Below are 11450 nucleotides of genomic sequence, written 5' to 3'. Positions count from 1 at the left end.
GAAAGGCCGTGAATCGCAGATACGAAAAAGCCGGCGAAATGCCGGCTTTTTCGTATCTGTCCGCCTCCCCGTGACCGTGTGCCGGTGGGGGAGGCGGGCCCGCTCAGTTGTTCAACAGGCGCTTGAGCTCGTGGCTTGCCCGGACGCGCTCGTCGTGCAGGGCCTGCGGGACACGCGGCCCGTAGCGATGCAGGAAGCTGCCGACCTCGTCCAGCTCGTCCAGCCAGGCCTGGGGTTCGATCTCGGTCAACTGTTGCATGTGCTCGTGCGACACATCGAGCCCGGTCAGGTCGATGCCGCCGTGTAGCGGCAGGTTGCCGACCGGGGTTTGGGCGGCCTCCACCTGACCCTGGCAGCGGTCGATGATCCACTTGAGGACGCGCAGGTTCTCGCCGAACCCCGGCCACAGGAACCGGCCCTGCTCGTCACGGCGGAACCAGTTGACCTGATAGATGCGTGGCGGCTGGGTCAGGCGTGCGCCGGTGGACAGCCAGTGCGCCCAGTAGTCGCCAAAGTGGTAGCCGCAGAACGGCTGCATGGCCATTGGATCCCGTCGCACCACGCCGACCTTGCCGGTGGCGGCAGCGGTGGTCTCCGAGGCCATGCCGGCGCCGAGCAGCACGCCGTGGTTCCAGTTCTTGGCCTCGAGCACCAGCGGCGCCAGGGAGGCGCGCCGGCCGCCGAAGATGATGGCCGAGATCGGCACGCCGGATGGCCGTTCGGCCTGGTCGGACCAGGACGGACACTGTTGGGCCGACACGGTGAAGCGTGAATTCGGGTGTGCGGCCGGACCGTTGGCCGGGTCATAGGGCCGACCCTGCCAGTCGAAGGCCGGTGTTTCATCCGACAGGCCTTCCCACCAGGGCCGTCCGTCCTCGGTGAGGGCGACGTTGGTGAAAATGGTGTCGTGCTGCAGCATGTCGACTGCGTTGGCGTTGGTGTGCCGGCTGGTGCCGGGCGCCACGCCGAAGAAACCGGCCTCGGGGTTGATGGCCCACAGGCGGCCGTCGTCGCCGACATGCAGCCAGGCGATGTCGTCGCCGATGGTGTGCACCTTCCAACCCTGGTACTCGATCGGCGGGATCAGCATCGCCATGTTGGTCTTGCCGCAGGCAGACGGGAACGCCGCCGCCACGTAATGCAGGCGTCCTTGCGGGTCCTCGATGCCCATGACCAGCATGTGCTCGGCCAGCCAGCCTTCCCGGCGCGCCTGATAGGAGGCGATGCGCAGGGCGTGACACTTTTTGCCCAGCAGGGCATTGCCGCCGTAGCCGGAGCCGATGCTCTGGATCATCAGTTCATGCGGGAAGTGCATGATGAAGCGTCGCTCGGGGTCGAGATCGCCGAGCGAATGCAGGCCGCGCACAAAGCTGCCGTCGCGCTCGATGCGCTTGAGGGCCTGGGTGCCCATGCGCGTCATGATGCGCATGCTGGCGGCCACGTACGGGCTGTCGGTGATCTCGACGCCGCAGCGTGCCAGTGGCGAGTCGATCGGGCCCATGCAGTACGGCACCACATACATGGTGCGTCCGCGCATGGCCCCGGCGAACAGGGCGTCCAGCTTGGCATGTGCCTCGGCCGGGTCCATCCACTGGTTATTGGGCCCGGCGTCGTCGCGCTCGTCCGTGCACACGAAGGTCAGGTGCTCGGTGCGCGCCACGTCGGACGGATCCGAGCGGTGCAGGTAGCTGCGCGGGCGGGTCTGCGGGTCCAGTTCGATCAACGTTCCGCTGTCGAGCATCTGGGCCAGCAGGGCGTCGTATTCGGCCTGTGATCCGTCGCACCAGTGGATGTGGTCGGGTGTGGTGAGCGCTGCAACGTCGCGGACCCAATCCGCGAGTGCCTGGTTCGACGTCATGTGTGAATTCCCCCGTTACCCTGTCGACGCAACCATCCGTCCCTGCGTTGCGTTGCCTCCAGTCAGGCATTGCCCGAGGAAGCGAAAAGCATTCCCGTATGGGCGTAAAGCGACTAAAAAATCAGCCTGAAAAAGCTTAAAAGCTTCGGCGATCGCGTCAGATATTGTCAAGGCGGGCACGGGCACGCCTCACCGCGGCGCGTACCTGGCGCGGCGCGGTGCCGCCCAGGTGGTCGCGCGCCGCCACCGAGCCTTCGAGCGTCAGCACGTCGAAGATATCCGCGTCGATCAGCGGCGAGAAGGCGCGCAGTTCGTCCAGGGTCATGTCTGCCAGGTCGCGTTCGTCCGAGGCGGCGGCGCGCACGGCGCGGCCGACCACCTCGTGGGCGTCGCGAAACGGCAGTCCCTTTCGTACGAGATAGTCCGCCAGGTCGGTGGCCGTGGCATAGCCGGCGCGCGCCGCCTCGCGCAGGCGCGCCGTGTTCACGGTCATCCCCGGCAGCATGCCGGTGAAGGCGGTCAGGCTGTCGCGCACTGTGTCGACCGTGTCGAACAGTGGCTCTTTGTCTTCCTGGTTGTCCTTGTTATAGGCGAGCGGCTGGGCCTTCATCAGTGTCAGCAGCGCAACCAGGTGTCCGTTGACGCGGCCGGTCTTGCCACGCAGCAGCTCCGGCACGTCGGGGTTCTTCTTTTGCGGCATGATCGATGAGCCGGTGCACCAGGCATCGGCCAGACTGACAAAACCGAACTGTGCCGAGGACCACAGCACCAGTTCTTCGGACATGCGCGAGAAATGGGTCATCAGCAGCGCGGCCGCGGCGACAAACTCGATCGCAAAGTCGCGGTCGCTGACCGAGTCGAGCGAGTTCTCGGTGGGTCGCTCGAAACCCAGCAATTCGGCCGTATAGACACGATCGATGGGGAAACTGGTGCCGGCGAGGGCGGCGGCGCCCAGCGGCATGATGTTGACGCGGCGCCGGCAGTCGGCGAAGCGCTCGCGGTCGCGTGCCAGCATTTCGAACCAAGCCAGCAGGTGGTGTCCGAGCGTGACTGGCTGGGCCGTCTGCAGGTGCGTGAAGCCCGGCATCAGCGTGTCTGCCTCGCGCTCGGCCAGTTGCAGCAGCGCCTGCAGGGCCGCGTGCAGTTGCCCGTCGATGGCGTCGAGTTCGTCACGCAACCACAGCCGTATGTCGGTGGCCACTTGGTCGTTGCGCGAACGACCGGTGTGCAGTTTCTTCCCGACGTCGCCGATGCGTTGCACCAGCGCCGTTTCGACGTTCATGTGCACGTCCTCGAGCGCCGTTTGCCACTCGAAGTCGCCGCGCTCGATGTCGGCCAGGATCTGTTCGAGGCCGGTGACGATGCTGTCCACTTCACGGGCATCGAGCACGCCGACCCGGCCGAGCATTCGCGCGTGGGCGATGGAACCGGTAATGTCGTGGCGGGCCAGGCGCCGGTCGAAGTGGACCGACGCGGTGAAGCGTTCGACGAAGGCGTCGGTGGGCTCGGCGAAGCGGCCGCCCCAGGGTTTGCGGGATGCGCTGGACATGGGTGGGAGACAGGCGTGACGGAGCCGCCGAGTATAGCGGAGCGGGCCGCAGGCAGCGGCGACTTTCTGCCGGACCTGTGCCGGCCGCGGGCGGTACTGGCGGTGGCGGTCGGCGGGCAGCTGCTGGCGGTGCTGCTCGTGTTGGCGCAGCCGTTCGAGCCGGCACGGTTCTGGCCACGCCTGGGGGCCTGGTCCTTGGCCGTGCACTGGGTGGCGCTATTCGGTATCGCCGGATTGTGCGCCGTGCGTCCCTGGTTGTGCCGCCTGGCTGTGTTTCCGGCCGGTACCGTCGCGCTGGGCTGGCTGCTGTTGTTGGCCGCCGGTACCACGTGCGGGGCCGTGGTGCTGGGGCTGCTGCCGAGCAGGGGCACCACTGTCGGCTGGTTGTTGGCGCGTAATTTATTGCTGACGGCGATGGTCGGCGGCCTGGCGCTGCGTCTGCTCTACCAGCGCCACATGCTGCGCCGTCGCGAGCGCGCGCATGCACAGGCGCGACTTGCCGTGCTGCAGGCGCGCATCCGACCGCACTTTCTGTTCAACAGCCTGAACACCATCGCCAGTCTCACGGCCAGCGATCCGTCCCGGGCCGAGGAGGTGACCTTGGCCCTGGCCGACCTGCTGCGCGCCAGCCTGCAGGCGGGGGAGCAGCCCATTTCGCTCGACGAGGAACTGACCCTGTGTCGCCAGTATCTGGCGATGGAGCAGCTGCGCCTGGGAGAGCGGCTGCGACTGGATTGGCCTGACACGCCGTCGCCGGCCGGCGTGCGGGTGCCGCCGCTGAGCGTGCAGCCGCTGCTGGAGAACGCCATCGTTCATGGCGTCGAGCCTCTGGCGCGCGGTGGGCGCGTGTCGGTGCGCATTGCGGCAGCGGCGCACGCGGTGGAGGTGCGGATTGACAATCCATGTACCAGCAGCGGTAACGGCGCTGGCCTGCACATGGCGCTGGCCAACGTACGGGCACGCCTGGAGGGACATTTTGGGCAGGCCGCCGGCCTGCGCGCGACGGTGGTCGATGGCCGTCATCAGGTGTGTCTGCGCCTGCCGCTGGACTCGGATGAACGAGGGCGGCCGTGAACATCCTGGTGGTTGACGACGAGCCGCTCGCGCGCGCGCGGCTGCGACGCCTGATCGAGGCCGTGCCGGGCCGTTACTGCGTGGGCGAGGCGGTGGATGGCGTACAGGCTGTGGAGCAGTGTCGCCGGCTGAGTCCCGACGTGGTGTTGCTGGATATCGGCATGCCGGGGCCGGACGGTCTGGCCACCGCGCGTGCCCTGGCCGACCTGCCAAGGCCGCCGGCGGTTGTGTTCGTGACGGCCCACGGCGAGTTTGCGCTGGACGCTTTCGAGACCGGCGCCGTGCACTATTTGCTGAAGCCGGTGTCGGCGCAGCGCCTGGAACAGGCCCTGGCGCGCGTGACGGTGAGCGAGCCCGAGCTGCGGGTGCACGGTACCGGTTGCCAGCGGCGGGTGGCGTTGAGTGATGTGCTGTACCTGCGCGCCGAGGCGAAGTACGTGACGGTCCATTGCCAGGACGACGAATGGCTCATGGAAGACTCACTGGCCCGATTGGCGGAGCAATACGCGCCGGCGTTGCTGCGCATTCACCGGGCCGTGCTCGTCAACACGCGGCACGTGGTCGCGCTGCAGCGCACAAACGACGGCCGATTGTGGGTTCAGCTCCACGGGTTGTCGGAGCCACTGCCGGTTAGCCGACGCCTCGCAACGGCGGTACAGCGGACCTTACACGGCGTTTGAGCCGTGCGCGACGGGTGCGTTTCCGCGCCTGCGTTGGCGGTGGCGTTTCAGGTTATGGCTGTCATAGCCGTAAAATCTGCCACGGCCATTTATGCAACCCGAGCCTCCTAATGGACGCCAGTTCCAGTCTCGGCTTCGGCAGCACCGCCTTCGTGGAGGCGCTGTACGAAGAGTTTATTGTCGACCCGGCCAGTGTGCCTGAGGTCTGGCGGCGCGAGTTTGAATCCTGGGGCGGGGCACCCGGCGGTGCCTTGAGCCCGACGCACGGCGCCGTGCAGCAGCGCTTTCGTGAGCTGGCCAACAAGCCGGCGGCACGGCCGGCGGCGCCGGGTACGCCGCATGACCTGCACAAGCAGAATGCGGTGCAGCAGCTCATCAACGAGTACCGCCAGCGCGGTCACCTGGCCGCGCGCACCGACCCGCTGGACTTGCAGACCAACTCGCCGGTCCCCAGCCTGAGCCTGGACTACCACGGCCTGACGCAGGCCGATCTGGATCTGAGTTTCTCCGCCGGCAATTTTCCTTTGCCGCCCGGTTCCACGCTGCGCGAACTGGTCTCGGCCCTCGAGGCCACCTACTGCGGTGCCATCGGCTTCGAGTACGCCTACCTGTCGGACTCGCAGCAGGTCGAGTGGCTGCGCCAGCGCATCGAGGCCGGCCGTGGCCGGACGGTGCTGAGTGAGGCCGAGCAACTGCAGATCATGCAGGCGCTGACCGCCGCCGAAGGTCTGGAGCGTTACCTGCATCGCCGCTACGTGGGGCAGAAGCGGTTCTCGCTCGAGGGGGGCGATGGGCTGATCGCCGTGCTCGACGAGCTGGTGCGACGCGCCGGCAGCGCGGATGTCAAGGAACTGGTCATCGGCATGGCGCACCGTGGGCGCCTGAACGTGCTGGTCAACATCCTGGGCAAGCAGCCGCAGGAGTTGTTCGCCGAGTTCGAGGGCAAGGCGCAGGTGGTCGGCTCGGGTGACGTCAAGTACCACCAGGGCTTTTCGGCCGACCCCGTCACCCCGGGCGGCCCGATTCACCTGACGCTGGCGTTCAACCCCTCGCATTTGGAGATCGTCAATCCCGTTGTCGAGGGATCGGTGCGCGCCCGTCAGGAGCGCCGCGGCGACCTGGCACGCCGGCAGGTGCTGCCGGTGCTGATGCACGGTGATGCCGCCTTCGCCGGCCAGGGCGTGGTGATGGAAACGCTGAACCTGGCCGAGACCCGCGGTTTCGCCACCGGCGGCTCGCTGCACATCGTCATCAACAACCAGATCGGGTTCACCACCAGCAATCCGGCGGACGCCCGCTCGACCTTCTATTGCACGGAAATCGCCCACCTGACCCAGGCGCCGATCTTTCATGTCAATGGCGACGATCCGGAGGCCCTGCTGTTCGTCACCCGGTTGGCGCTGGACTTCCGCCTCGCCTTCAGCCGTGACGTGGTGATCGACCTGGTCTGCTACCGCCGCCAGGGCCACAACGAGGCCGACGAGCCGGCCATCACCCAGCCGCGCATGTACTCGCGCATCGTTGGCAAGCCGACCGTGCGCGAGCTGTATGCCCGGCGCCTGGAGAGTGCCGGTGTGTTGCAGCCCGGTCAGGCGAGTCAGATGGCCGAGGACTACCAGCAGGCGCTGGACCTCGGGCAGAGCGTGGCGCCGCTGCCCATGAGCGACCAGCGCCCGCTGCTGGCCATCGACTGGGCACCCTACATGGATGCGGTGTGGACCGAGCCGGCGGTCACCGCCGTGCCGTTGGACACCCTGCGCGCCCTGGGCGAGAAGATCAGCAGCGTGCCTGCCGGCTTCAAGCCCCACCCGCGCGTGGCCAAGATCCTCGATGACCGCCGGCAGATGACCGCCGGCGAGTTGCCGCTGGACTGGGGCTGCGCCGAGACGCTGGCCTACGCCACCCTGCTGACCGAGGGCTATCGGGTGCGTCTGTCCGGACAGGACAGCGGACGGGGCACCTTCTCGCACCGTCATGCGGTGCTGCACAACCAGGATCTGGACGCCGCCGACGACCTGCAGCGTTACGTTCCGCTGCAGCACCTGCAGCCCGGCCAACCGAGCTTCCTGGCCATCGACTCGCTGTTGTCGGAGGAAGCGGTGCTCGGTTTCGAGTACGGCTATGCCAGCGCCGACCCACAGACACTGGTCGTCTGGGAGGCGCAGTTCGGCGATTTCGTCAACGGCGCACAGGTGGTGATCGACCAGTTCATCAGTTCGTCGGAAGCCAAGTGGCAGCGGCTGTGCGGCATGGTGATGTTCTTGCCGCACGGTTACGAAGGGCAGGGGCCGGAGCATTCTTCGGCCCGGCTCGAGCGCTTCATGCAGCTGTGCGCCGAGCAGAACATGCAGGTATGCGTGCCCTCCACGCCGGCCCAGATGTTCCACATGCTGCGCCGGCAGATGCTGCGCCGGTACCGCCGGCCGTTGGTGGTCATGACGCCCAAGAGCCTGCTGCGGCACCGCTTGTCGGTCTCGGCGCTGGGCGACCTCGCGGACGGCGAGTTCCAGCCGCTCATTCCCGACCCGCAGCAGCCGGACCCGGCGCGGGTACGGCGCGTGCTGCTGTGCAGTGGCAAGGTCTATTTCGACCTGCTGTCGAGCCAGCGGGAGCGGGACATCGATGACATCGCCATCGTGCGCATCGAACAGCTGTACCCCTTCCCGAAGGCGCAAGTGGCCGAGCAGCTTGCCCATTACGCCGCGGCGTCGGACGTGGCGTGGGTGCAGGAAGAGCCGCAGAACCAGGGCGCCTGGTACCAGATCCGCCACAAGCTGGCCGACGCGTTGGCGTCCGGTCAGAGCCTGCGGTACGTCGGCCGGCCGCGGTCGGCGGCGCCGGCCTGCGGCAGTTACGCGCTGCACCAGGCACAGCAGCAGGCGCTTGTGAGCGAGGCGCTTGCGCCAGCCATTACGGCCGTGAAACGCAAGCAGAAATCCGCCTAACCTAAGTTCAATTACAACCATTCCCGGGTTTGACATGCAGATCGAAATCAAGGTGCCGGTGCTGCCGGAATCGGTGGCCGAGGCCACGCTGTTGCAGTGGAAGAAGCAACCCGGCGAGGCGGTGCGGCGTGACGAGACGCTGATCGACGTCGAGACGGACAAGGTTGTGCTGGAAGTGGTGGCGCCGGCTGACGGCGTGCTTGCCTCCGTGCACCAGCCCGACGGAGCCACCGTGCAGGCCGGCGAGTTGCTGGCCACGGTCGATACCGAGGCAAGTCCGGGCGCGTCCGCGGACAAGGCTCCGCTGGCCGAGCCGCCACAGGAAACCCCGGAAATACGCCCGGCGCCGGAGTCCCCGGCCGCCAGCCCGGCGGCGCGTAAGCTGGCCGCGGAGCATGGTGTGGACACCGCCACGCTGACCGGTACCGGCCGTGACGGCCGTGTGATCAAGGAGGACGTGCTGGCGGCGGCGCAGAAGGCGCCCCAGGCCGAGGCACCCGCCCCGGCGGTGGAGGCCGGTCCCCGTGCCGAGCAGCGCGTGCCGATGACGCGGATTCGCCAGCGCATTGCCGAGCGGCTGATCGATGCCCAGCGCACGGCCGCCATCCTGACCACCTTCAACGAAGTCAACATGAAGCCGGTGATGGACCTGCGGGCCCGGCACCGTGACGCATTCGAGAAGGCGCACGGCGTCAAGCTCGGCTTCATGTCATTTTTCGTGCACGCGGCGGTGCAGGCGCTCAAGAAGTTCCCGGTCGTCAATGCCTCGATCGACGGTGGCGACGTCGTCTATCACGGCTACTTCGACATCGGTATCGCCGTCAGCAGCCCGCGTGGGCTGGTGGTGCCCATCCTGCGCGATGCCGACCAGCTGTCCTTCGCCGACGTGGAGAAGGCCATTGGCGATTTCGGTGTGCGCGCCCGCGACAACAAGCTGGGGCTGGACGACCTGACCGGCGGCACGTTCTCCATCACCAACGGCGGCATCTTCGGTTCCATGCTGTCGACGCCGATTCTGAATCCGCCGCAAAGCGCCATTCTGGGCATGCACAACATCGTCGAGCGGCCCGTGGTCGAGGATGGCCAGGTGGTGGTGCGTCCGATCATGTATCTGGCGCTGTCCTACGACCATCGGCTGATCGACGGCCGTGAGGCGGTGCAGTTCCTGGTCACCATCAAGCAGGCACTGGAAGACCCGGCCCGCCTGCTGCTCAGCCTGTAAGGGGGCAGCCATGGAACGTTACGATGTGCTGGTGATCGGCGCCGGCCCCGGCGGGTATGTGGCCGCCATCCGCGCCGCGCAGCTGGGCCTGAAGACGGCCTGCGTCGAGCGCTGGATCGGCAAGGAAGGCAAGCCGGCACTTGGCGGCACCTGTCTGAACGTCGGCTGTATCCCGTCCAAGGCGCTGCTGGAGTCGTCCGAGCAGTACCACCGCGCCCGTCACGATCTGGCGGCGCATGGCATCGAGGTCGGCGAGGTCGGCATCGATCCGGCGGCCATGGTGGCGCGCAAGGACAAGATCGTGAGCCAGTTCACCGGCGGCATCGCCGGTTTGTTCAAGAAAAACGGCGTGACCTGGCTGCAGGGCAGCGCGCGCCTGGCCGGCGACGGCAAGGTGGAGGTCGCCGGTGGCGACGGCGCCAGCCAGACGGTGGCGGCCGAGCACATCATCATAGCCACCGGCTCGCGGCCGACGCCGTTGTCGGTGGCGCCAGTGGATGGCGAGCGCATCGTCGACTCGGCTGGCGCGTTGGACTTCACCGCGATCCCGGCGCGGCTCGGCATCATCGGAGCCGGCGTGATCGGTCTCGAGCTTGGCAGCGTGTGGGCGCGCCTGGGCAGCGACGTGACGTTGCTGGAGGCGGTGCCGGACTTCCTGCCGGCGGCCGACCGGGCCATCGCAGCGCAGGCACAGAAGGCGTTCGCCGGCCAGGGGCTGAACATCCGTCTGGGCGCCAAGGTGACGGCCGCCAAGGCGGGCGCCGACGCGGTGACGGTGGACTTCGAGGACAAGGACGGTGCCCAGCAGGCGCAGTTCGACCGCTTGATCGTTGCGGTTGGCCGTCAGCCGGTGACCGACGGCCTGGGGCTGGAGGCGGCGGGTGTCGCATGCGACGAGCGTGGCTTCATCCAGGTGGACCAGCGTTTTTGCACCGCAGCACGCGGGGTGTATGCCATCGGCGACGTGGTGCGCGGGCCGATGCTGGCGCACCGGGCGTCGGAAGACGGCATCGCCGTGGCCGAGGGCATCGCCGGCCAGCACTGCCACGTCGATTACGGGACCATCCCGTGGATCATTTACACTTGGCCGGAAATCGCCTGGGTCGGTCGCACCGAGCAGGCCCTCAAGGCCGAGGGTGTGCCGTATACGGTGGGCGTGTTCCCGTTCCAGGCGAACGGTCGGGCGCGCGCCATGGAGGCCGCGCAGGGGCAGGTGAAGCTGCTTGCCCATGCCGAAACCGACCGCGTGCTGGGCGTGCACATCATGGGCCCCCATGCCTCGGAACTGATTGCCGAGGCCGTGGTGGCGATGGAGTTCTGCGCCAGTGCGGAAGACATCGCGCGCATCGTTCATGCGCATCCGACCTTGTCGGAGGCCTTGCACGAGGCGGCGCTGGCGGCCCACCGGCGGGCAATACACGTCTGAAGCGGCTGGCCGCGCAGCGGCGGCGCCGTACAAGACGCATTGACGGCATGTCAGCAGTTCGGAACGGCTGTCCGGGACGTGGCCGGAGACCGTTTCCCCCGACCCCAAGGGAAAGAGTAAATCCATGAACCTGCACGAATATCAGGCCAAGCAATTGTTTGCCGACTACGGCATCGCGGTGCCGCAAGGCGAGGTGGCCGACAGCCCCAAGGCTGCCCAGGCTGCCGCCGGGCGCATCCCCGGCAGCCGCTGGGTGGTGAAAGCCCAGGTGCACGCCGGTGGCCGTGGCAAGGCCGGCGGCGTGAAGCTGGTGGACAGCCCCGACGCAGTGGCGCAGGCCGCCGAGGCCATGCTTGGCACCCGCCTGGTCACCTACCAGACCACGGCCGAGGGCCAGCCGGTGAACAGCGTGCTGGTAGAGGAAGTCAGCCAGATCGCCCGCGAGCTTTACCTGGGCGCGGTGGTCGATCGGGCCAGCCAGCGGGTGGTGTTCATGGCGTCCACCGAGGGCGGCGTGGAAATCGAAAAGGTGGCGGCCGAGACGCCGGAAAAGATCCTCACCACCGAGGTCGATCCGATCGTCGGCGTGCAACCGTACCAGTGCCGGCAGTTCGCGTTCGGGCTTGGCCTGAGCGGCGACCAGATCAAGCAGTTCACCACCCTGATGACCGGCATGGCGCGCATGTTCGTCGACTG

Annotated in this window: 8 protein-coding genes; 6 read left to right on the top strand and 2 right to left on the bottom strand. The window is 67.6% G+C overall.

Annotation, left to right across the window (positions count from 1 at the left end; genetic code table 11):
- Positions 1-103: 103 nt before the first annotated feature.
- Both ABYX71_RS07195 and argH read right to left on the bottom strand, forming a co-directional pair.
- Positions 104-1858 carry a phosphoenolpyruvate carboxykinase (GTP) gene (locus ABYX71_RS07195; protein WP_372695831.1) on the bottom strand — a complete coding sequence of 585 codons (1755 nt, stop codon included), beginning with the start codon at positions 1856-1858 and terminating at the stop codon, positions 104-106.
- A 157-nt stretch (positions 1859-2015) separates the two neighbouring features.
- Positions 2016-3407 (bottom strand): argininosuccinate lyase, encoded by a 1392-nt coding sequence (gene argH / locus ABYX71_RS07190; protein WP_372695830.1) that lies wholly within the window; start codon positions 3405-3407, stop codon positions 2016-2018.
- A 15-nt stretch (positions 3408-3422) separates the two neighbouring features.
- On the opposite strand from argH, the gene ABYX71_RS07185 reads away from it, so the two are divergent.
- The 6 genes from ABYX71_RS07185 to ABYX71_RS07160 all read left to right on the top strand — a co-directional run.
- On the top strand, positions 3423-4481 hold the full coding sequence (locus ABYX71_RS07185) for a sensor histidine kinase (RefSeq protein ID WP_372695829.1): 1059 nt from the start codon (positions 3423-3425) through the stop codon (positions 4479-4481).
- Positions 4478-5161: a LytR/AlgR family response regulator transcription factor gene (locus ABYX71_RS07180; RefSeq protein WP_372695828.1), complete on the top strand. Its 684-nt coding sequence runs from the start codon at positions 4478-4480 to the stop codon at positions 5159-5161. The genes ABYX71_RS07185 and ABYX71_RS07180 overlap by 4 nt, the downstream gene beginning before the upstream one ends.
- Before the next feature lie 110 nt (positions 5162-5271).
- Positions 5272-8106 carry a 2-oxoglutarate dehydrogenase E1 component gene (locus tag ABYX71_RS07175; protein ID WP_372695827.1) on the top strand — a complete coding sequence of 945 codons (2835 nt, stop codon included), beginning with the start codon at positions 5272-5274 and terminating at the stop codon, positions 8104-8106.
- 34 nt (positions 8107-8140) lie between these two features.
- Complete coding sequence (odhB, locus tag ABYX71_RS07170) at positions 8141-9328, top strand: 2-oxoglutarate dehydrogenase complex dihydrolipoyllysine-residue succinyltransferase (RefSeq protein ID WP_372695826.1); 1188 nt, start codon at positions 8141-8143, stop codon at positions 9326-9328.
- Positions 9329-9338: 10 nt separating this feature from the next.
- Positions 9339-10754: a dihydrolipoyl dehydrogenase gene (gene lpdA, locus ABYX71_RS07165; RefSeq protein WP_372695825.1), complete on the top strand. Its 1416-nt coding sequence runs from the start codon at positions 9339-9341 to the stop codon at positions 10752-10754.
- A 124-nt stretch (positions 10755-10878) separates the two neighbouring features.
- A partial coding sequence (locus ABYX71_RS07160) for an ATP-grasp domain-containing protein (protein ID WP_372695824.1) occupies positions 10879-11450 on the top strand: 572 nt, incomplete at its 3' end.

It is taken from the genome of Immundisolibacter sp. (genome assembly GCF_041625615.1).
Classification (GTDB): Bacteria; Pseudomonadota; Gammaproteobacteria; order Immundisolibacterales; family Immundisolibacteraceae; genus Immundisolibacter.
This window is presented reverse-complemented; position numbering and strand designations above follow the sequence as displayed.

Coding starts and splice junctions, on each gene's coding strand:
- argH (WP_372695830.1), bottom strand. CDS start 3,407: ATGTCCAGCGCATCCCGCAAACCCTGGGGCGGCCGCTTCGCCGAGCCC.
- odhB (WP_372695826.1), top strand. CDS start 8,141: ATGCAGATCGAAATCAAGGTGCCGGTGCTGCCGGAATCGGTGGCCGAG.
- ABYX71_RS07195 (WP_372695831.1), bottom strand. CDS start 1,858: ATGACGTCGAACCAGGCACTCGCGGATTGGGTCCGCGACGTTGCAGCG.
- ABYX71_RS07175 (WP_372695827.1), top strand. CDS start 5,272: ATGGACGCCAGTTCCAGTCTCGGCTTCGGCAGCACCGCCTTCGTGGAG.
- lpdA (WP_372695825.1), top strand. CDS start 9,339: ATGGAACGTTACGATGTGCTGGTGATCGGCGCCGGCCCCGGCGGGTAT.